Genomic DNA, 20736 nt, shown 5'->3' on the forward strand with positions numbered 1-20736 from the left:
CATGACCGGTCTCGCCCCATTGCTGAACATCGACGGCCACATCGCCCGCATCACCTTGCGCCGGCCGCGTTTGGCCAATCGCCTGGAGATCGAAGATTTGCGCACGCTGCGTGCACAGGTCGATCAGGTCAATCAGACGAGTGCGGTGCGGGTCTTGCTGCTGAGCGGTGAAGGCCGCTACTTTTGCAGCGGCTTCAATATTGCGGCAGTGCCCGGTGTGAATGCCGGTGCCTTGTTCGAGGCCTTGGCGGATGACTGGGAGGCGGCTAGACCGATCACGGTGGCCAAGATTCAAGGCGGACTTTACGGCGGCGCGACCGACTTGGCGCTGGCTTGTGACTTCCGCTTGGGTGCGGCCGCCTGCGAGATGTTTGTGCCGGCGGCACGCTTGGGCCTGCATTTCTACCGCGGCGGCCTGCAGCGTTATGTCAGCCGACTCGGCCTGCAATGGGCCAAACGGGTCTTGTTGGCCGGCGCCACGCTGGACGCCAAGCAAATGTTGGCCTGTGGCTTTCTTGACCAGATGTTGGCCGGCGGCGCCGAGCTTGATCAGGCGGCCGAGGCCTTGGTCGCCGATTTGCTGGCGATGGCGCCGCTCGCCTTGCTGGGCATGAAGAAGCATTTGAACGCGATTGCCTGCGGCGCCTTGGATGCGTCGGCGCTGCAGGCCGACATCGCCCATGCCAATCTTTCCCTCGATCTGGCCGAGGGCGTGGCGGCTTGGCAGGAGCGGCGAGTGCCGCATTTTATCGGCGGTTGAACCCGGGTCGGCGCCCGGTTGCCTCGTCGAATCAACTCTGAATTTGGCGCAACTAGGGAATCCCCTCCCTCGCTCTGAGGGGACTCGGAGCGAACTGGATGTGAGAACAGGCTCCAGATAGTGGAAAATAGGGGGTCTGCAAGATGCGCCGACTCGGATCGAGGAAAATCTGGGTGGGTGTTCAAGCTAGGCTCTTTCTAACTCACTATCAGGACCGACGTGGCCAAGGACAGTACTAAAACCACCATCGAAGCTGATGGACTGCGCTACCGCTCAAAAGCACCGGGTTCGCCATTTGCGGCGACCTCATCCTTTGGTGCCGCGACCATGTCGTGCTTTTTGTGCGGCAAACATCGTCCGCGCGCGATGCTCAAGTCCAAGAAGCTTTTGGGCAAATCTCAACCAGTGTGCTCCCCGACCTGCAAGGAGCTGGATGAGCTGTTGACCAAGCCGTGACGGCTTGACGATTGAACAAAACGGCCCGGCGAGGCCGTGTTCAATCAAAGCTGCCTGAAGCAGCGCCCACAGACGGCCCGGTAGCGGGCATTTCCGCCAATTTCGACCTGGTCCCCGACGGTGACCTTGCGGTTGTTGGCGTCGACACGCATATTCATTGTTGCCTTGCGCCCACAGTCGCAGATGGTCTTCATCTCGTCCATCTCGTCGGCCAAGGCCAAAAGGCTGGCCGATCCGGGGAATAACTCGCCCTGGAAATCGGTCCGCAGGCCATAGCAAATCACCGGCAGATTGTTGATATGTGCCAACTCATGCAGCGCCCAGACTTGCGCCTTGTTGAGGAACTGCGCTTCGTCTATCAACAGGCAGGCGACGCCGGGCCGCGCTGCATTGAGCGCCAGGAAATCGGTCTCGGGTCCAAACAACTCGGCCTCGCGCTGCGGCCCTAGCCGGGAGGTGATATGGCCGCCGCCATAGCGGTCATCTACTCGGGCGGTAAACAGGCGCACGCTATGCCCGCGCTCTTCGTAGTTGTGGGCCACCTGCAGCAGGGCGGTCGACTTGCCTGCATTCATTGCTGCATAACGAAAAAATAGCTTGGCCATGGAGGGGGTTCTAGGGGCTCAGGGAAGGGGGGGCGGTTCGAATATCTTTGCTGCCTACTTGCAAATTCGCTCGCAAAACAAGCCCCTCCATTGTGCGTGTAAAGGCGCAATGGCGGGACTTGGGCTTGCACTCACTCGAACCGCCGTAGTAATCCCCTAAATAGGCGGTATGACTTACCCGAATTGTGACAAAACATGGGGCAAGCGAGGTAGTCAATTGCCATATCTGCCGCCTACTATTGTGTTGAGGGATGGGAGTAGTCAACGCATATCGGGCCCGTCGCGCCCCTCGCGCCGCGGGTCGGCAAGGCTAAGGAGTGACAACAATGAGTAAAGACACCTACACCAGCGTCAGCGACAACGGCCTGCGCTATGAGTCGAAACTGGGCGGGTCGCCGTTTCTGGGCAGCGGTCATACCCGCTCTTGCTTTAAATGCGGCAAGCACCGCACGCCAAATAATCTGCAGTCCAAGCGTGTATTGGGTCGCACCGAGGTGGTTTGCAAACCCGGTTGCGCAAAACCCAAGGACAGTATTTAACCCGACCCACCACTGGGTTGTGGTGCGCAGGCGGGGCGCTTTGTCCTGCGAGCCGTCAGGCGCCTGCGCTGATCACCCGTTTAATGCCGGACTTGCGCAGACGCTCCAGCATGGCCGGCTCGGCTTGGTGGTCGGTCACCAAAGAGTCAATCGACGCAGCCGTGCAAATTTGCACCCGGCTGCCTTGGCCGAGCTTGTGAGCATTGGCCAGCATGATGCTGTGGCGCGCATGAGCGAGCATGGCTCGGGCCACGCTGGCCTCATGCCAGGCGTAGTTCAGCGCGCCATGCTCCGGGTTCAAGGCCGTGGGTGAAATCACCGCGTAATCGGCGTGAAAGCGGGCGATTTCGCTGACGGTGAATTCACCGCTGGTGGCGGGCACATCGGTTTGCAATTGGCCACCGAGCAGGTGAACCTCAATCGCGGTGCTGCTCGCCAGCGTTCTCGCCACCTCGACCGAATTTGTGATGACGCGGATCCCTTTGCTGCCCAGCATTGCCTGGGCCAAGGCGTTGGTGCTTGAACCCGCATCGATGAAGCAAGTGCTACCCGCCTCAATCAGTGCAGCGGCGGTGCGTGCGATGGCGCGCTTTTCGGCTTGATGCAGTCGCCCTCGCTCAAGGTAGCTGGCCTCGGCCAAGGTCTCGACCGGCTGCACGCAGGGCACGGCACCGCCATGCATGCGCTTGAGCTTGCCATTCGATTCAAGTTCAATCAGGTCCCGCCGAACGGTTTCCTTGGATACGCCCAGCTCAAGCGCAAACGCGTCGGTGGTCAGGCGCTGGCGTTGCTGCAAAAGCGAGATGATGCGGTCGTGACGTTCAGGAGTCCACATGAGAGCCGGTTTGCGCGAGCGGATGGAGGCGTCCACCGATTCAAGCGGCCGACGCAGGGCAGTCTGCCATTAGGGCGCAATTTGATGACGCGGTGATGACTCGCCGCTCGGACTCCGCTTAGTCGTCAAGCAGGCAGGCCAGCGGCGTGGGCTGCAATGGCGCCCGAACGCCGCGCCCCATTTGGGCTGCCGGCCAGCCGAGCAGGGTCTGCGTGATTGGCCCGCAAATACGGCCTTGGCAGGCGCCCATGCCGCAGCGCGTTTGCAGCTTGGCATCGCGCCAACTGCGCTGACTTTTCAGATCTCCCAGGCTGACATCCTCGCAGCGGCAGATCATTGTCTTGGCATCGGCCAATTGAAGCAGTTCGGGGCGCAGGGCAAAGGCCTTTTCCAAGGCCGCAGCGAAACGCCCGACCTGAATTCGGCGTCGTCTCAGGCTGCCGGATGTGTCTAACCGAGCAAGCAGGGCCAGGGCCACGCTTTGCCCCTCGACCAGCGCTTTGTCGACACCGCCAATGCCGGTGCATTCGCCGGCCGCGTAGACGCCTGCCATTGAAGTCTGAAAATTGCTGTCAATGGCGATCGCGCCGGCCTCGACGCGGCAACCCAGCAGCTCGGCCAACTCGGTGTTCGGCAGCAGGCCGAAGCCGACGCCGAGTGCCTCGCAGGGCAACTCCCATTGCTTGGCGCCGTCGCTCAGCAGCACGGCTTCGAGCTTCGCTTGACCGAGGGCACGGACGACCCAGGTGCCGGGCAAATAGGGCGTGCCGCGCAGCCGCCAAGCCAGGCCGGCCGCTTGTCCGAGCTTGGCCAAGGGGAGCCGGGCGGCAAAGCCGGCCAAGGACTTGCGGCTTGCCTGTTCGGCAACCAAGATCAGCTTGGCGCCGGCCGCGCGGGCGGTATCGGCGGCCGCCAGCAACAAGGGCCCGGAACCGGCCAACACGACGCGTTTGCCGGTTATCGGCCAACCGTTTTTGATCAAGGCTTGCAGGCCGCCCGCGCCGCTGACGCCGGGCAAAGTCCAGCCAGGAAAGGGCAAAAAGCGTTCCCTTGCGCCGAGTGCCAGCAGCGTTTGCGGCGCCTGCACCAAGACCGCGGCGGCGCCGGGATCAAGCAGATTTTGCAAACGCAGGCGCCCGCCGCCCTCGGCCGCGATGACCGCGTGGCCGAACAAGCAGCGCAGGGACGAATGCGGCAGCAGGGCGGCGAGTTGTTTCGCCCAGGGTTGGGCGACGCCGGCGCGCCAAATTTGCCCGCCCGGCCTGACGCCTTGATCGATCCAGATGACGCTGCGGCCGGCCGCTAGCAGCGGGCCAATGGCGGCAATTCCGGTCGGCCCGGCGCCCACGATGATCACATCTGCGCGCAGGGTCTTCATGTTTCGGTTTCGATCTTCATGCCGTCTTTCACCGGCGTTAGGCAAGCGAGTCGGTTAGCCATGCCGTCAATGCTGACGCGGCATTCCTGGCATTGCCCCATGCCGCAGAAGGCCGAGCGCGGCTGGCCCGTGAGCGAGCGGCGTGTGCCGTTCTGGCCCGCGTGGGCGAGTGCGGCGGCGACGCTGCAACCGAGTGGAACCCGGCTGGCCTGACCGTTGACGTGGACGGTGATTTGGGTAGTTAACAAGGGCTGATTCATGCGAAGCGACTCGGCGAAAACGGCGTCGCGTCAATTTGCGGCGCGGTGCCCAAACTCAACTCCGCCAGCATCTCGGCCGTGGCCAGCGAGGTCGTGATGCCCAGGCCTTCGTGGCCGGTGGCTAACCAGACGCGTTTGAGCTCGGGATGGGCGCCGATGATGGCTTGACCATCCCGGCTGGCGGGGCGCGCGCCGGTCCAGCAGCGCAGCAGACTCAAGTCGCGCAGACCCGGCAAATAGCCGCAGGCCTGGCGCAACATGTCTTGCAAGATGGCCGGGTCAAGCTCGCGGTCGCTGCGGCCAATCTGGCGTGAGGATCCAATCAGCAATTGCCCACCCGGGCGTGGCTGGACATTGAAGGACACCGTGTCTTGATCAGTCAAATGGGCTTTTTTGATATAGCCCAGCTCGACCAATTGATGACTGACCAGGCCCGGATAGCGCTGGGTAATGGCCAAATGGCCTTTCTTTGGCGTCAGCCAGCCGGGCGGCAACCAGGCTTGGCTGGCCAGTCCGGCGCATAAGACAGTCATCGCGCCCCACAGGCGACGGCCATCGGCCAGCAAGACGCTGGCGCCATCAAAGGACAAGACCTGACCCTCTATCACTTCGGCGCGGGCCTCGGCCAGCCAGCGAGCCGCCACCTTGGGCGGATAGACGCGCGCATCGCCGGGCACATGCAGCGCGCCGGCCAGGCCCTGGCGCAGCATCGGCTCGGCACGCGCCAAGTCGGCCGCGCTCCATATCTCGGCGGCCAAGCCACGCGCGGCCAACCAGGCTTGTTTGCGTTCGGCCAAGGCCAGCTCTTCGGCGTCGGCGGCAATCCACAAGGTGCCGCAGGCCTGATGCTCGGACTGCGCCGGGTGATCGGCGTTTTCGTCCAGCCATTGCTGCCAGAGTTGCTGGCTGCGCCGGGTCAGCTGGAATTCGGCGTCAGTGCCGCCAGCCTCGTCGTCGACGACCAGCAAATGGCCCATCGCTGCGGCCGTCGCGCCGCCGCCGATCGCGCCGGGCTCGATCACGCAGACCGACAGGCCAAGCCGCGCATAGGCGCGCGCGCAGGCAGCGCCGATGATGCCGGCGCCGACGATCAGCGCATCGGCCGTGCGGCGCTGCTTGATGCCGGCGCTGCTACTCAAACGGCGATGCCCCAGGCGAAGGGGTCACCGGCTTGGAACACCAGATTCGCATCCATATTGACGTAGGCGCGGCCCTGGATGCAGGGCAGGATTTCGGTCCCGCTGCCAGGACGGTAGTCGGCTACAAACACGCTGCCGATCACGCTCTCCTGGCGCCAGACCTGACCCGGTGCCAATTTGCCGTCAGCCGCAAGGCAAGCCAGCTTGGCGCTGGTGCCGGTGCCGCAGGGCGAGCGGTCATAGGCCTTGCCGGGGCAAAGCACAAAATTGCGGCCATCATTGGCCGGGTCTTGGGCCGGGCCGGTCAGCTCGATATGGTCAATTTCTTGGCCGTCGGCGCCGCAAATCCCTTGGGCTTGCAGTGCCTGACGGATGCGCCAGGCGAGGTCGGTCAAGTCCTCGGCATGGGCCAGACTGAGCGTCAAGCCATGGTCGGCGCAGAGAAAGAACCAGTTGCCGCCCCAGGCCACATCGCCATGCAGCAAGCCATGGCCGGGTACATCCAGCGCCACGCGACTGGCATGCCGATAGGACGGCACATTGGCGACGCTGACGCTGCCGTCGGCGGCCAGCGTGGCCGTGACGACGCCGACCGGGGTTTCGATGCGGTGCTCGCCCGGGCTGACGCGGCCCAAATAGGCCAGCGTGGCGATCAGGCCAATCGTGCCGTGGCCGCACATGCCCAAATAGCCGACGTTGTTGAAGAAGATCACGCCGCAGGCATTGGCCGGATCCACCGGCTCACACAAGAGCGCTCCGACCAAGACATCGGAGCCGCGCGGTTCGTTGACGACCGCACTGCGCCAGCGGTCATGCTGCTCGCGAAATATCGCCAGGCGCTCGGTCATGCTGCCCTGGCCCAGATCGGGGCCACCGGAGATCAAGATGCGGGTCGGCTCGCCGCCGGTGTGGGAGTCAATGAAGCGCATGGGTGTAGGTTAATTCATGGTTAGGCAATGACGGCCTGCGCGTATTTACGCAGATAGTCCATCAGCGCGTCGGACGCGGCGGCGGCCTTGGTCGGCTCACCGGCAGCGATGGCTTGCGCCAGCGCCAAATGGCAGCGTGCGCCCTCGCTCATATCGCCCTGGTGTTGATAGGCGTACCAAAAACGCCGGCATTGAATCGTCATCGGAATCACCGCCGCGACCGCAAACGGGTTGCGGCAGGCGGCATGGTTGACATGGTCAAGCGCCTGATCGGCCTGCATATAGGCCGTCAAATCCGAGGCCTGGGCCGCGGCCGCCATCTGCTGCGCGCAGGCGAGCAAGTCCTCGCGCTGCTGCGGCGTGGCGCGGCGCGCCGAGGTGCCGGCGATCAAGCGCTCCAGCACCCGGCGGGCTTCGATCAGGTCGAGGTGCTCGGCCAATCGAATGTCGCTGACTAATAAACCCCGGCGCGGTTGCTGCACGATCAGACCGCAGGCAACCAAGCGCATCAAGGCCTCACGCGTGGGCGTGCGGCCCAGGCCCGTGTGTTCGATCAACTCGGACTCGACGATGGGCGCACCGGGCCGCAATACCAGAGTCGAAATCATCGACTCAAGTTTGTCATAGGCCTGATCGGCATAACGACGCTTGTCGGGGGTGTCGCTCGTGTCGCTCATGTCGTGGGTGGGGGAGTTGCTTGCGGCTGATTTCATCGTGGCGACATCATCGCAGGCTCCGACCCACCCAAGGCAAGGCCGAGCTTAGGACAAACCTTAGAACAAACGGCTCAGGTCGGGCCTTGTATCGAGGCCGCGCTGAATGATGGCCGACACGCGTGCGCGCTCCTCGCCGACCAGGGGCAGGCGCGGACGGCGCACGTTTTCGTTGCCGACACCGGCCATCGCCTCGGCCAGCTTGATGTTCTGCACCAGCTTGGCATGCACGTCCAGATGCAGCAGCGGCATGAACCATTGATAGATCTTCAGCGCCTCGTCATAGCGCTTGGCGCGCATCAGCTTGTAGATGGCGACCGTTTCGGCCGGGAAGGCATCGCACAGGCCGGCCAACAAACCGTCGCAACCCAGTGCCAAGGCTTCGAAGCTGAGGTCGTCCACGCCGATGAAGAGCTGGTAGCGATTGCCCAGGACGTTGCGCAGGTCGGTGACGCGGCGGATGTTGTCGGTCGACTCCTTGATCGCGACCAGCCATTCGCAGTCGGCCAACTCGACCATGTCCTCCGGCTTCAGATCGACCCGGTAAGACACCGGGTTGTTATAGAGCATGGTCGGCAGCGCGGCGGCGGCGCAGATGGTGCGCACATTGGCGATCGCCTCGCGGGTATCGGCCGGGTACAAGACGGCCGGCATCAGCATCAGGCCCTCGACGCCGATGCGCGCAGCGCCCTCGACATAGCGCAGCGCGTTGCGGGTGCTGGTTTCCGACACATTGGCCAGGACAGGCACGCGGCCGGCGGCGACGCGGACCGCAATGGCCGCGACCTCAAGCTTTTCTTCCAGCGTCAGGGTGCTGGCTTCGCCGAGCGAGCCGCCGGTGACGAGACCGTCAACGCCGTTGGCGATCTGGAATTCGAAATGACGTTCCATCTCGGCGACGTCCAGATCCTCATTGGGCTTGAACTTGGTCGTGACGGCGGGGAAGACGCCGGTCCAGCGGGGCAGATTGGCTTTGGCTTGGGGCAGTGACATGATTTGCTCGCAGGTATGCTGTTGATATATTTAACTGTAGCCTTGCCGAATGCCTCTGTCAACCGCATATTGCTGCGGGTAAGTCGGGGTCTGAGCTTGGCCGGTCGACGGCCGCTCGCGCGCTTACAATCCGCCGTTCTTTCGCCTGCGGGCGGTGATCGCTGATCATTGCCCGTTCGGGGCGCATTTATACATAAGGGATCCGTCGTGTTTATTTCCAATGCTTTTGCCCAGGTCGCTCCGGCCGCTTCAGGTGGCACCGAGTCCAGTTTGCTGAGCATGCTGCCGCTGGTGCTGATGTTTGTGGTGCTGTACTTCGTGATGATCCGTCCACAGATGAAGCGCCAGAAAGAGCACAAGGCCATGATCGAAGCGATCGCCAAGGGCGACGAAGTCGTGACCACCGGCGGTCTGCTGGGCAAGATCACCAAGCTGGGTGAGAGCTTCATCTCGATCGAAGTCGCCTCCGGTGTCGAGCTGCAAGTGCAGCGCGGCGCGGTGGTGCAGGTCTTGCCCAAGGGCACCGTCAAGTAAGACCTTTAGCCATGCTGCCCGAATGCCGCTTGATCGGCCGGGCAGCGCCCCCAGCAACGCATGGTTTGGTGCAGCAGCGCCAAGCAGCCAGCGTGGCAGGGTCAGAGAGGAAGCACCATGAACCGTTATCCGCTGTGGAAGTACGCGATCCTTGTCTTCGCGTTGCTCGTTGGCACCATCTATACCTTACCCAATATTTTTGGTGAGGCGCCGGCTGTGCAGGTGTCGAGCGCCAAGGCCACGCTGAAGGTCGACTCGGGCCTGCAAAGCCGGGTTAGCGCCGCCTTGGCCGAGGCCAAGATCACGCCCGATTTTGTGCAGATGGAGGGCAACTCGATCAAGGCACGTTTTGCCGACCTCGACGCTCAGATCAAGGCCAAGGACGCGATCAGCAAGGCGATCAACACCGACCCGGCCGACCCGAGCTATATCGTCGCGCTGAACCTGCTGTCGCGCTCGCCGCATTGGTTGTCCAGCCTGCATGCCTTCCCGATGTATCTGGGCCTGGACTTGCGCGGCGGCGTGCACTTCTTGATGCAGGTCGACATGAAGTCGGCGCTGACCAAGAAGGCCGAGTCGCTAACCGGCGATGTGCGCACGATGTTGCGTGACAAGGGCATTCGCCACTCCGGCATCAGCCGTGACGGCAACAACGTGGTGGTGGCCTTCCGTGACGCCGCTGTGCTCAAACAAGCGCAAGACCTGCTTAGCGCGCAGCTCGGCGATGTGCTGTGGGCCGCTTCGACCGAAGGTCTGGAGCAACGTCTGACCGGCAGCCTCAAGCCCGCTTCAATGGTGGCCGTTCAGGACGCCGCGCTGAAGCAAAACATCAGCACCTTGCACAACCGGGTCAATGAGCTAGGGGTGTCGGAGCCGACGATTCAACAGCAGGGTCGTGACCGCATCGTCGTGCAACTTCCCGGCGTGCAAGATACCGCCAAGGCCAAGGACATCATCGGCCGCACCGCGACGCTGGAGTTGCGCATGGTCGACGACAGCGCCGAGGCGCAAGCCGCGCTGGCCGGCAGTGGCCCGGTGCCGTTCGGCACCGAGCGCTTTATCGACCGCGGCTTCGGCCCCATCATCGTCAAGAAGCAAGTGGTGTTGACCGGTGAGAACCTGACCGACGCACAGCCCGGTTTTGACGAGAATCAGCAAGCGTCGGTCGACCTGACGCTGGACGCCAAGGGCGCCCGCATCATGAAGGACATGTCGCGCGAGAACATTGGCAAGCGCATGGCCATCATCTTGTTCGAAAAGGGCAAGGGCGAGGTCGTCACCGCGCCGGTGATCCGCAGCGAGTTGAGTGGCGGACGGGTGAAGATTTCGGGCGCGATGAGCACGCAAGAAGCCAGCGACACCGCTTTGCTGCTGCGCGCCGGCTCCCTGGCCGCGCCGATGGAAATCATCGAAGAAAAGACCGTCGGCCCAAGCCTGGGTAAAGAGAATATCGAGAAGGGCATTCTCTCGGTGACCTGGGGCTTTGTCGCCGTGGCGATCTTCATGACGCTTTACTACCGTTTGTTCGGCGCGATTTCTTCGCTGGCGCTGGGCTTCAACCTGCTCTTGCTGGTGGCTTTGTTGTCGATGCTGCAGGCGACGCTGTCGCTGCCGGGTATCGCCGCGATCGCGCTGGTGCTCGGTATGGCGATTGACTCGAATGTACTGATCAATGAGCGCATTCGCGAGGAGTTGCGCGCCGGTGCCAGCCCGCAAGGGGCGATTACGATCGGCTACGAGCGCGCCTTCGCCACCATTCTTGACTCCAACGTCACCACCTTGATCGCCGGCTTGTCGCTGCTGGCTTTTGGTTCCGGCCCGGTGAAGGGTTTCGCCATCGTGCATTGCCTGGGCATCTTGACCTCGATGTTCTCGTCGGTCGTGTTCTCGCGTGCGCTGGTCAACCTCTGGTATGGCCGTCAGAAGAAACTCAAATCGCTGTCGATCGGACAGATTTGGATCCCACCCACCGAGGTTCTCGCGGCCGACCAGCCCGTGGCCAAGACCTGATTAGACGGAGCTAGAAAAATGGAACTGTTCCGTATCAAGCGGGATCTCCCGCTGATGAAGCATGCGTTGATTTTCAACGTCATCTCCTTCCTGACCTTTGCCGCTGCGGTGTTCTTTTTGATCACCCGCGGTTTGCATTTTTCAATCGAGTTCACCGGCGGTACGGTGATCGAGGCCGAGTACGCGCAGGCGGCCAATATAGAGAAGACCCGCTTGCTGGTCGAAAAGCTCGGCTTTGGCGAGGTGCAGGTGCAGAACTTCGGCAGCACGCGTGATGTGATGATCCGCCTGCCGCTGCGCGCCGACATCAAGCAGACCGAGCAGGTCGATCTGGTTTTCGGTGAGTTGTGCAAGGCCGAGGCGGGCACGATCAGCCAGCGTCAAAGCGTCAGCGACAAGGGCGAGTCCATCAGCAAGCAGGTCTGTTCGACGGCGGCCGGGGTGGAGCCCATCAAGCTGTCGCGCAGCGAAGTGGTCGGCCCAGCGGTCGGCGCCGAGTTGGCGCAAGACGCCGCCAAGGCCTTGCTGGCCACGGTGGTCGGCATCATGATTTATCTGGCCTTCCGTTTTGAATGGAAATTTGCCGTCGCCGGCATCATCGCCAACCTGCACGACGTGGTCATCATCCTGGGCTTCTTCGCCTTCTTCCAGTGGGAGTTTTCGCTCTCGGTGCTGGCGGCGGTGTTGGCCGTGCTCGGTTACTCGGTGAATGAATCGGTGGTTATTTTTGACCGGGTGCGCGAGGCCTTCCGCAAATACCGCAAGCTGACCACGCATGAGGTGATTGACCACGCCATCACCAGCACCATGAGCCGCACCATCATCACCCACGGCTCGACCCAGATGATGGTGTTGTCGATGCTGATCTTTGGCGGCCCCACGCTGCATTACTTTGCGGTTGCACTGACCATCGGCATCTTGTTCGGTATCTACTCCTCGGTTTTCGTGGCCGCGGCGATTGCGATGTGGTTGGGCGTCAAGCGCGAGGATCTGGTCAGCACGCCGGTCAACAAGGGTGATCCTGATGATCCAAACGCCGGGGCCTTGGTGTAGAGTGCTTTCAGCTTCATTCACCTTGCTTCGCTGCCCCCACTGAACTATGACCGTCGTCGCTCGCAACAAGGCTCTAGCTACTCAAGCGCGGCGAATCTACGTCGAGGCCTTGGTAAACGGGATCGTGACGTTGGGGCGGATGATCAATGAATCGGCCGCGAAGTTGCTGTTGCAGTCGGCCGAATATGCGGTGATGGTCGCGCGCCGTGATGGCATTCAGTCCTGGAATCGCCACGGCCCGGCTTGGCAGGCGGGGGTCATCAGCGGCATTCGTCATGCGGCCGTGTATGGCATCGTTGATGTGAGCAAGCCTGCCGATGGGGCGTCGTCCGCCGGCCCACTGAGCCTGGTCGACGACGACACCATTGAGCGGGAGATCACCGCCTCGCGCTTGGCGCTGGCGATGATGGACAAGGCAAGCTGGGAGTTCACGGATTTGCGTACGCGTATGCAAATCCTGGAGCAGCAAGACGAGTTGGCGCCGCAGGATTTGTTTCGTGCCAATGTGGTGGCCAAGCTGGTGCTGGATGCCTGGACCCGCAGCGGCCTGAGCAACTCCGACTGGCAAATGCTGCGCAATGATTTGCACCTGGAATTTGCCCAACTTTTGGGCGAGGCCTATCACGAGGTCAATGCTTGGCTGCTCGCTCAGTCGGTGATGCCCGAAGTTGATCTGCGGCCCTTTATCCGCCGTGCCGCTCAGGCGGCCGGCACCGCCGCTTATCCCGGGCAGTCGGCCGAGGCGCAATTCCGTGGCGGGGTAATTCGAGCCAATTCAGGCTTGGCGGCCGCCGCAGCGGACGCCCACCCGGCGGCGGCCGCCGCGCGCAGTCCGGTCAGCAGCCAAGCGGAAGAAGTATTGCAACTATTGCAGAGGATTGTGGGCGGGCAGGTGCCGGCCTTTGCGGCCACCCGACTGGACAACCCCGCCTCCTCGATAAGCGGTGGTGGGTCGGCCTTGGCGCCTATACCTGGATCGGGAGCGGGAGCGGGAGCTGGAGCTGGAGCGACCGGTCGCGGTCTTGCTCCGCGCCTGACTTCGGCCATCAAACATGCGCAAGAGGCCTTGCAACGCGCGCCGCTGCAGACGCCTGGTGCGCCGGAAGCCGCAGCGCCACAGATTCTGGAGGAGTTGCAGACCCGCAATCAAGCCTTCAAGCAAGTCCTCAAGCAGGCTGCGGAGACACCGGCCGAGCGCGCAACCATCGAATTGGTGGCGATGATGTTTCAAAGCATCTTGATGGAAGAGCGGATTCCGGCCACGGTGCGTGTGTGGTTCGCGCGCCTGCAGATGCCGGTCTTGCGGGTTGCGGTCAGCGAGCCCGATTTCTTTGCCACCATCGACCATCCTGCGCGTCAGTTGATCGATCGAATGGGTTCCTGCGTGATGGGCTTCAGCGCGGGTGGTGGAGTCGCCACCACCTCTGGCGCTGGTGCCGGGCCGGACCCGCTGGAGCGTGAAATCAAACGCGTCGTGCAGGTGGTCGAGGCCTACCCCGACACGGGCAGGCGCGTGTTTCAGACCGTGCTGACCGAATTCGAGAAGTTCCTCGACAACTATTTCGAGAACGAAAACCAGACCACCAAGCATGGCGTGTCCTTGGCTCAGCAGGTCGAACAGCGCGAGACGTTGGCGATTCAGTACACGATCGAGTTGCGCAAGATGCTCAGTGCGGTGCCGGTGCAAGACGGCGTGCGAGAATTTTTGTTCCACATCTGGGCCGATGTGCTGGCCGTGACGGCCGTGCGCGCCGGCGCGCAGTCGGAGCCGACACGTTTGATGAAGCGCGCCGCCGCCGACCTGATCTGGTCGGCCAGTGCCAAGGTTTCGCGCGAAGAACGCGCCGAGGTGATTCGCCGCCTGCCGCCTTTGCTCAAAACCCTGCGCGACGGAATGGGCCAGGCCGGCATGGCCATCGAGCGCCAGGACGAACAGGTGCGCACCCTCAATAACGCCTTGGCAGCCGCCTTCACCGCCAAGAGCGCGCAGATTCCACGCGAGCGTCTGGATGAGTTGATGGACCAACTGGAGACGCTTGAGGCCATGCTGCCCGAAGGCGGCGACGAGATCAACATCGACCAATCGATGGTGCGCGACCTGTCTGGCCATGAATCCGAGGGTATGGAAGTCGTGGCCGAAGGCGGCTCGGAGCCCAGCCCGGCGATGCTGGCCTGGGCCAAAGAGTTGCAGGTCGGCGGTTGGTATATGTTGGACTATCGCAATCGCAACGAGGCGGTGCAACTGGCTTGGCGTGGCAGCCGTCGCCAGATGGCCTTGTTCGTCACAGCCAGTGGGCGTGGGGTCTTGTTCCAGCTGAGTCGTATGGCTGGTTTCCTGCAGGCGGGTTTGTTGTTGCCGGCGCAGGATGAGTCCTTGACCGTCAAGGCAACCCGCAATGCGCTGGCCAAGCTGGATGTCGACCCTGCGCGCCTGCTGAGCTGAGCCGGGCTAGGCTGGGCCTCTCAGTGGATCAGCCTGTCCTCGGGCGCCACAAACAATTCGTCCAGAATCAGCGCATCGGGCTCTTCGCCGCGGCTCCAGAAGACCATCAGGACGATGATCTTGAGATCCTCAAGGTCCATGGGTGCGCCGGGGATGGCCATGCCGCGGTCAATCACCATTTCGCGCATCGGTGGAGGCAGCACGCCGGCCGACTCCAAAAAGCTGATGAAACCGACCGAGGGCTCGCCCAGATGGTCAAGTTCGGCTTCCGAATAGACCCGCAGACTCAAGGCACCTTGCTGGCCTTGATAGGACGCGGCGCCCTCGGCCAAGCCTTCCAGCCAAGACAGCGCCTCTTGAATTTCGTCGCTTTCGAAGCCAACGGCCGACAATTTGCGTGTCAATTGGGCATGATCCGGGCAGGCATCCGGACGCCAATAGGTTTCGTAGAGATAGACCAGCACGTCAAACATGGGCCAACTATACCGCAGGCCTTTTAGACCTTTTGCCCGAAAAATACCGTCTCAGCACGGTTAGATTGGCTTGAATTTGGGCTATCGATGAGTTTTATGCCTTCTTGCGACGTTGAAAAAGTTGCCCGGCCAAGCGCGCTATTTCTCCAGTCAATTCCAGCTCCAGCAAATGCCCGCTCAAATCGGCCACGGGCCAGCCACCACGCTGCGCCAGACCGTCCAATGAAATCGGATCGAAGCCCATCAGCTTCAAAATCTGCCCCTGCTGCGGGCTCAAATCGGCCTCGTGAGCAGGTGCCGAGAGTGGCTTGTTCGTCGCGTCCGGGCGGCTCGGCAGTTCTTCCAAAATGTCTTCCAGCCGTTCCACCAGCTTGGCGCCTTGTCGTATCAGCGCATGGCAACCCTGGCTCAAGGGGGAGTGAATCGAGCCGGGAATGGCGAATACCTCACGCCCGGCTTCGCTGGCGAGCCGCGCGGTTATCAAAGAACCAGACTTCAGCGCCGCCTCCACCACCAAGCAGCCAAGCGACAGGCCGGCAATGAGCCGATTGCGACGCGGAAAATTGGGCGGCAAGACCGGTGTGCCGAGCGAATATTCGCTGAGCAACAGGCCGCGCTCGATGATCTCTTGGCCCAGCTTCAGATGGCGTTTGGGGTAGATCTGGTCGAGCCCGGTGCCCAGCACGGCGATGGTGCTGGCGCCGCCTTCAAGCGCGCCATCCAAGGCGCCCTGGTGAGCGGCCCCGTCAATACCCAGGGCCAAGCCGGAAACGATGGTCAAGCCGGTCATGCTCAAGGCTTGCGCAAATTGGAGGGCATTGTCCGACCCTTGTGCCGTCGGGCTGCGGCTACCGACGACGGCCAAGGCCGGCGTCCCCAAGAGCTCTCGGCGCCCGTGCAGATAGAGCAAGAGTGGCGGGTCGGCCGTTTGCAGCAGGGCGCTTGGGTAGTCGGCATCTCCCAGCAGCATGATGTCGTGCGAGGAGTCGGCGTTCAACCATTCCCAGGTCAGCTCAAGCAGGGCGTCCAAATGCTCCGGCGGCCGGCTCAATGCTTCGCGCTGCGCCGAGTTCAAGGCGGTCTGCCAAGCATCGCCGGGCAGATCAAAGACAGCTTGCGCCGAACCGGCTCGAGCCAGCAACCGGCGCGCCGCTTCCAGGCCAATGCCCTGGGTCTCCAGCAGTCGAAGCCAAGCCGCTAATTCATCGCGAGCAAGCATGGCTTAGGTCAAAAGGTCAGGCTCTTGGGTCTCGTCAAGGCTGGCTGAACGAGTCCCCCGCCTTGACGGGGTCTTTGACCGAGATGATCAATGCGTACGAGACCCGCTCATAGACCTGAAACACGAACAAAACACCGTGGCGCTCGTCGGGGAGTTTGATGATTTCACGCTTGTCGCTGGTGCTGTCGACCATGCTGCGCCCCTGTTGCCATAGCGCCAGCACATGGCCGCGCTCCAGCCCATCACGGCGACCGCGGTTCAGGGCCACGATTTGGTTCTGCCCCGCATTCAAACCCTCGCCATAGATCGAAATAACCTGACCCTTGATCGGCGCGTTGGGCGCATGCGGTATATAGCGCGAGAAGCTGCGCTGAGGCATTGGCGATAGGCGGTCGCCAATGCCGATCTCCTGACGCACCGCCTTGATCATCAAGGTGGCGGGCACGATTTCGATCTTGCCGTCGGCCTGCTCACTATTTTGTTGCGGCCTTTTGAGCTCCGCCGTGCCCAAATAAGGGGCCTCGTAGCCGAGGATTTCTTGACTGATGGGGTCCAAAAGCGGACGAGTGTTGCGGAACACCCTGTAATCGGTGGCTTGGCTCAGATCGCCGCGCGCATAGGCCAAATCGCCACGCGACAACAGCACCCGGCCTTCTGGTGTGGCCACGATGCGCGGCGCGGTCGCCAATTCATCGGTGTCGAACACCACCGCATCGTTCAGAAAGGGCTCGATCAAATTGAGCGGAATCGCGGTAATCGCGTTGCCGTCAAAGTCACCGACGCGGATGCGTGGCGACAGCTTGCCCGACCCATCTGCGTCACTGGCCTGAGCGCCGACTCGCTGCTGCGCCAACTGGAGTTGCGCGCGGCCATCTATTTTGACCAGCACCAGCATTTGGCCCGGGTAGATCAGATGTGGGTTGCTGATCTGATCACGGTTCATCCCCCATAGCTCAGGCCAACGCCAAGGGTTGGTGAGAAACAACTTGGAAATATCCCACAGAGTGTCGCCGGGCTTGACGGTGTGCGAATCGGGTGCGTTGGGCGCCAACTCGCTCAAGGGTACGCCGGCCTGGGCCACCCGATCGGCGGTGGCACGTTGTTGCTCGGTGATGGGGAAGGATGAGGTTTGCGCCCAGACTGAGGGTGCGGAGCCCAAAAAACAGATGACAGCTGCTCGCAGGCTTAGGGCCAACAAAGAGCGACGGGGGAGATTCGTGTTTTCACAAAAAGGCATTGAGCACTCTCTACCGCTACAAATGCGGACCTGGTTAATTTGTTCGGTTGCGCAAACTGTGGGTGAATTGCCGCCCGCATAGACCTCGGAGCGGCCAAGCTTTCGCTTTTCAGCGAAAATCCGTCTGGCCGCGGTGATTCTGCCCCCAAAAACAGAGCATCGCAACGAACAAAACAAGGGCTTTCGCCCTCTTGCAAGCACTTACAAAAGACGTTGTGCCCCGTCCACAACGCAAGAACCATGGCGATATTGAATATTTTGCGTTACCCCGATCCCCGTTTGCACACCGTGGCGACCGCCGTTGTGGGCGTTGATGCGCGCATTCAGCGCCTGGTCGATGACATGTTGGAGACCATGTACGGCGCCGAAGGCGTTGGTTTGGCGGCCAGCCAGGTCGATGTGCATGAGCGGGTTGTCGTCATCGACACCTCGGAAGGCCGCGACGATCCGCGCGTTTTGATCAACCCCGAGCTGATCAAGACCAGCGCCGAGTTCACCGAAGGTGAAGAGGGCTGCTTGTCGGTGCCGCAGATCTACGACAAGATACCGCGTTACTCGCGCGTCACCGTGCGGGCCCTGAATCGGGAAGGCCAGAGCTATGAGTTTGAGGCCGAGGGGCTGCTGGCGGTCTGTGTCCAGCATGAGATGGATCATCTGATGGGCAAGGTCTTCGTGGACTACCTGAGCCCACTCAAGCGCGAGCGCATCAAGACCAAGATGCTGAAGAAGGCACGCGAAGAAGACGGGCGCCGGCGCTGAACCATGGCTGCTCCGCTGCGCCTTATTTTTGCCGGCACGCCGGAGTTTGCGGCGACCGCCTTGGCAGCCCTGTTGCGAGCCGGTTTCGATGTGCCGCTGGTGCTGACCCAGCCCGATCGCCCGGCCGGGCGCGGCATGAAGCTGCAAGCCTCAGCCGTCAAGGAGCTGGCGCTGCAGCACGGCATTGCCCTTGCACAGCCACGCAGCCTGCGTCTTGACGGCAAGTACCCGGAGGACGCCGCAGCGGCTCGCCAAGCCATGCTCGATGCAAGCGCCGATGTGATGGTGGTGGCGGCTTACGGGTTGATCCTGCCGCAATGGGTGCTGGACGCCCCGCCGCTTGGCTGCTTGAATATCCATGCCTCGCTGCTGCCACGCTGGCGGGGTGCGGCGCCGATTCACCGTGCGATCGAGGCCGGCGACGCCGAAACCGGCATCACCATCATGCAGATGGACGCGGGCTTGGACACCGGCGCGATGCTGCTGATGACGCGCGAGGCGATTCGCCCGTCCGACACCACGGCCAGTTTGCACGACCGTTTGGCCTCGCTGGGCGGGCGCATGATTGTTGACGCATTGCAGGCGGCTCCGGGCGCGCTTGTCGCCATTCAGCAGCCCAGCGAAGGCGTTAACTACGCGCACAAGATCGAAAAAGCCGAGGCACAAATTGACTGGACGCAAGCGGCCGTCGAGATTGAGCGTCGTTTGCGCGCGTTTGACCCGTTCCCGGGTGGCTTGGCGCAGTTGGACGGTGAGCCGATCAAATGCTGGCGCGGCGAGGTCTGCGCAGGCCAGGGCGCGCCGGGTTTGGTCCTGAGCGTGGATGAGCATGGCGTCGTCGTGGCTTGCGGCGAACAGGCCTTGCGCTTGACCGAAATGCAGCGCGCCGGGGCCAAGCGTTTGCCGGCGCAGGCTTTTCTCCAAGCGCGGCCGATTGCGGCCGGTGCGCGCTTCAAGGCTTGAAATTCACGCCCTTGGCCCGATGTAATTACTCGTTATCATCCCTTGAGGTGTTGAAGGAGTCATATGTTCAATTTGATGAAGACCGCTATTTTGATGGCTGCCATCACCGCTTTGTTCATGGCGCTGGGGAGCTTGATGGGTGGCCGAAGCGGCATGATGATGGCCTTGATGGTCGCGCTGGGCATGAACTTCTTCAGCTATTGGTTCTCCGACAAGCTGGTGCTGAAGATGTACAACGCGCGCGAGGTCGACGAGACTTCGGCGCCGCAGTTCTACGCCATGGTCAAGGAGCTTGCCGCCAAGGCCGAGTTGCCGATGCCGCGCGTCTACATCATCGATGAAGACGCGCCTAACGCCTTTGCTACCGGGCGCAGCCCCGAGCATGCGGCGGTGGCGGCCACCAGCGGCATCATGCGGGTGCTGTCCGCCGCCGAGTTGCGTGGGGTAATGGCGCATGAATTGGCGCATGTCAAGCATCGCGACATCTTGATCAGCACGATCAGCGCGACGATGGCCGGTGCGATCTCGATGCTGGCCAATTTTGCGATGTTGTTTGGCGGGCGCGATAGCGAAGGGCGTAGCAGCAATCCGCTGGTGGGGCTGCTGGTGATGATCTTGGCGCCGCTGGCGGCCAGCGTGATCCAGATGGCCATCAGCCGCGCGCGTGAATTCGAGGCGGACCGAGGCGGCGCCGAAATCGCCGGTGACCCGCAGGCGCTGGCCTCGGCGCTGACCAAGATTCATAACTTTGCCCAACGCATCCCCATGGCCGCGGCAGAGCGGCACCCCGAGACGGCGCAGATGATGATCATGAATCCGCTCTCCGGCAAAGGGCTGGCGGGCTTGTTCAGCACCCATCCGGCAACCGAAGAGCGGGTGGCGCGTCTGATGGCCATGGCGCCTCGGCGTTGAGTCGTGGTCAGGCGCGGACTCAAGCAGGCGGCAAATGAGCCGATACATAGCGCTATGAAACCAGTGTTCGCGTTCCGCGCCCTGCCTTTGTTCGCGCTCGTCTTGCTGACGGGCTGCGAGCAATTGGGCATTGAAGACCCGGCCAAGCTGCTCGCCATCAAGGAAGCCGAGGGCAAGGCGATAGGCAGTGCTTGCCGCCATGCCTTGCGTGCGATTGAGGATTGCTACACCCTCAACCCCAAAGCGCAGAAGGCTGCGGTCTTCAACGGCTGGAAGGAGATGGACGAGTACATGCGGGAGAACAAGCTGGAGGGTGTGGCGCCGGTGGTGCCGCGCGTACCTGTGGTCAAGCCGGGTGCCGAGCCGGAAGAGGAGGAAGTCAAGCCCAAAGCCAAGAGCGGCGCCTCAGACAAGGCGGCAGACAAGACCGCTGGCAAAGAAGGCAAGCCCAAGGCTGCGGCCCATTGAAGCCGCCGCCGATTGCTTCGACAGAAGCCGCTGCGACCGTTCGCTGCGGCTTTTTTGC

22 protein-coding genes are annotated in these 20736 nt (G+C 62.4%); 11 read left to right on the forward strand and 11 right to left on the reverse strand.

Annotation, left to right across the window (positions count from 1 at the left end):
- Nucleotide 1 precedes the first annotated feature (1 nt).
- Together LNV07_RS15625 and LNV07_RS15630 are read left to right on the forward strand one after the other, a co-directional pair.
- Nucleotides 2-760 (forward strand): enoyl-CoA hydratase/isomerase family protein, encoded by a 759-nt coding sequence (locus LNV07_RS15625; protein ID WP_263572098.1) that lies wholly within the window; start codon nucleotides 2-4, stop codon nucleotides 758-760.
- A 219-nt stretch (nucleotides 761-979) separates the two neighbouring features.
- A complete protein-coding gene (locus tag LNV07_RS15630; protein ID WP_263535753.1) occupies nucleotides 980-1216 on the forward strand; it encodes a hypothetical protein in 237 nt (78 codons plus the stop codon).
- 44 nt (nucleotides 1217-1260) lie between these two features.
- Here LNV07_RS15630 and LNV07_RS15635 read toward each other — a convergent pair whose 3' ends face one another.
- A complete protein-coding gene (locus LNV07_RS15635) occupies nucleotides 1261-1821 on the reverse strand; it encodes a thymidine kinase (protein ID WP_263572099.1) in 561 nt (186 codons plus the stop codon).
- A 326-nt stretch (nucleotides 1822-2147) separates the two neighbouring features.
- Here LNV07_RS15635 and LNV07_RS15640 point away from each other — a divergent pair, with 326 nt between their 5' ends.
- Nucleotides 2148-2360, forward strand: coding sequence for a hypothetical protein (locus LNV07_RS15640; protein WP_263535755.1), 213 nt, complete (start codon nucleotides 2148-2150; stop codon nucleotides 2358-2360).
- A 55-nt stretch (nucleotides 2361-2415) separates the two neighbouring features.
- On the opposite strand, the gene LNV07_RS15645 is transcribed toward LNV07_RS15640, so the two are convergent.
- The 7 genes from LNV07_RS15645 to LNV07_RS15675 all read right to left on the reverse strand — a co-directional run bounded on the left by LNV07_RS15645 (nucleotide 2416) and on the right by LNV07_RS15675 (nucleotide 8607).
- On the reverse strand, nucleotides 2416-3195 hold the full coding sequence (locus LNV07_RS15645; RefSeq protein WP_263572100.1) for a DeoR/GlpR family DNA-binding transcription regulator: 780 nt from the start codon (nucleotides 3193-3195) through the stop codon (nucleotides 2416-2418).
- Between the two features lie 118 nt (nucleotides 3196-3313).
- Nucleotides 3314-4573 carry an NAD(P)/FAD-dependent oxidoreductase gene (locus LNV07_RS15650; RefSeq protein WP_263572101.1) on the reverse strand — a complete coding sequence of 420 codons (1260 nt, stop codon included), beginning with the start codon at nucleotides 4571-4573 and terminating at the stop codon, nucleotides 3314-3316.
- A complete protein-coding gene (locus LNV07_RS15655; RefSeq protein ID WP_263572102.1) occupies nucleotides 4570-4833 on the reverse strand; it encodes a (2Fe-2S)-binding protein in 264 nt (87 codons plus the stop codon). Before LNV07_RS15655 ends, LNV07_RS15650 begins: the two co-directional genes overlap by 4 nt.
- Nucleotides 4830-5954 carry an NAD(P)/FAD-dependent oxidoreductase gene (locus LNV07_RS15660; protein ID WP_263572453.1) on the reverse strand — a complete coding sequence of 375 codons (1125 nt, stop codon included), beginning with the start codon at nucleotides 5952-5954 and terminating at the stop codon, nucleotides 4830-4832. The genes LNV07_RS15655 and LNV07_RS15660 overlap by 4 nt, the downstream gene beginning before the upstream one ends.
- A 14-nt stretch (nucleotides 5955-5968) precedes the next feature.
- On the reverse strand, nucleotides 5969-6901 hold the full coding sequence (locus LNV07_RS15665) for a 4-hydroxyproline epimerase (RefSeq protein WP_263572103.1): 933 nt from the start codon (nucleotides 6899-6901) through the stop codon (nucleotides 5969-5971).
- Nucleotides 6902-6921: 20 nt separating this feature from the next.
- The gene (locus LNV07_RS15670; RefSeq protein WP_263572454.1) at nucleotides 6922-7578 is read right to left on the reverse strand and encodes a GntR family transcriptional regulator; all 657 of its coding nucleotides are present in this window, start codon (nucleotides 7576-7578) and stop codon (nucleotides 6922-6924) included.
- Between the two features lie 96 nt (nucleotides 7579-7674).
- Nucleotides 7675-8607 carry a dihydrodipicolinate synthase family protein gene (locus LNV07_RS15675; RefSeq protein WP_263572104.1) on the reverse strand — a complete coding sequence of 311 codons (933 nt, stop codon included), beginning with the start codon at nucleotides 8605-8607 and terminating at the stop codon, nucleotides 7675-7677.
- Nucleotides 8608-8814: 207 nt separating this feature from the next.
- Here LNV07_RS15675 and yajC point away from each other — a divergent pair, with 207 nt between their 5' ends.
- From yajC to LNV07_RS15695, 4 genes are all read left to right on the forward strand, one after another.
- Nucleotides 8815-9141, forward strand: a complete 327-nt coding sequence (yajC, locus tag LNV07_RS15680; RefSeq protein ID WP_263572105.1) for a preprotein translocase subunit YajC — start codon at nucleotides 8815-8817, stop codon at nucleotides 9139-9141.
- A 117-nt stretch (nucleotides 9142-9258) separates the two neighbouring features.
- Entirely contained in the window at nucleotides 9259-11151 is a 1893-nt protein-coding gene (gene secD, locus LNV07_RS15685; protein ID WP_263572106.1) for a protein translocase subunit SecD, read from the forward strand.
- 18 nt (nucleotides 11152-11169) lie between these two features.
- Nucleotides 11170-12204: a protein translocase subunit SecF gene (gene secF, locus LNV07_RS15690; RefSeq protein ID WP_263572107.1), complete on the forward strand. Its 1035-nt coding sequence runs from the start codon at nucleotides 11170-11172 to the stop codon at nucleotides 12202-12204.
- Between the two features lie 46 nt (nucleotides 12205-12250).
- Nucleotides 12251-14647, forward strand: coding sequence for a DUF1631 domain-containing protein (locus tag LNV07_RS15695; RefSeq protein WP_263572108.1), 2397 nt, complete (start codon nucleotides 12251-12253; stop codon nucleotides 14645-14647).
- A 20-nt stretch (nucleotides 14648-14667) separates the two neighbouring features.
- Here the strand turns inward: LNV07_RS15695 and LNV07_RS15700 are convergent, their stop codons facing one another.
- The 3 genes from LNV07_RS15700 to LNV07_RS15710 all read right to left on the reverse strand — a co-directional run bounded on the left by LNV07_RS15700 (nucleotide 14668) and on the right by LNV07_RS15710 (nucleotide 17576).
- On the reverse strand, nucleotides 14668-15120 hold the full coding sequence (locus tag LNV07_RS15700) for a Smg family protein (RefSeq protein WP_263572109.1): 453 nt from the start codon (nucleotides 15118-15120) through the stop codon (nucleotides 14668-14670).
- Nucleotides 15121-15214: 94 nt separating this feature from the next.
- Nucleotides 15215-16339 (reverse strand): DNA-processing protein DprA, encoded by a 1125-nt coding sequence (dprA, locus tag LNV07_RS15705; protein WP_263572110.1) that lies wholly within the window; start codon nucleotides 16337-16339, stop codon nucleotides 15215-15217.
- 34 nt (nucleotides 16340-16373) lie between these two features.
- Nucleotides 16374-17576: a LysM peptidoglycan-binding domain-containing protein gene (locus LNV07_RS15710; protein WP_409993994.1), complete on the reverse strand. Its 1203-nt coding sequence runs from the start codon at nucleotides 17574-17576 to the stop codon at nucleotides 16374-16376.
- A 240-nt stretch (nucleotides 17577-17816) separates the two neighbouring features.
- Here LNV07_RS15710 and def point away from each other — a divergent pair, with 240 nt between their 5' ends.
- From def to LNV07_RS15730, 4 genes are all read left to right on the forward strand, one after another.
- On the forward strand, nucleotides 17817-18335 hold the full coding sequence (gene def, locus LNV07_RS15715) for a peptide deformylase (protein WP_263572112.1): 519 nt from the start codon (nucleotides 17817-17819) through the stop codon (nucleotides 18333-18335).
- Nucleotides 18336-18350: 15 nt separating this feature from the next.
- The gene (gene fmt, locus LNV07_RS15720) at nucleotides 18351-19298 is read left to right on the forward strand and encodes a methionyl-tRNA formyltransferase (RefSeq protein ID WP_263572455.1); all 948 of its coding nucleotides are present in this window, start codon (nucleotides 18351-18353) and stop codon (nucleotides 19296-19298) included.
- Between the two features lie 63 nt (nucleotides 19299-19361).
- The gene (htpX, locus tag LNV07_RS15725; protein ID WP_263572113.1) at nucleotides 19362-20210 is read left to right on the forward strand and encodes a zinc metalloprotease HtpX; all 849 of its coding nucleotides are present in this window, start codon (nucleotides 19362-19364) and stop codon (nucleotides 20208-20210) included.
- Nucleotides 20211-20264: 54 nt separating this feature from the next.
- On the forward strand, nucleotides 20265-20678 hold the full coding sequence (locus tag LNV07_RS15730; protein ID WP_263572114.1) for a hypothetical protein: 414 nt from the start codon (nucleotides 20265-20267) through the stop codon (nucleotides 20676-20678).
- Nucleotides 20679-20736 lie beyond the last annotated feature (58 nt).

Origin of the sequence: Roseateles oligotrophus (genome assembly GCF_025717515.1) — a bacterium.
GTDB lineage: Bacteria > Pseudomonadota > Gammaproteobacteria > Burkholderiales > Burkholderiaceae_C > Paucibacter_A > Paucibacter_A oligotrophus.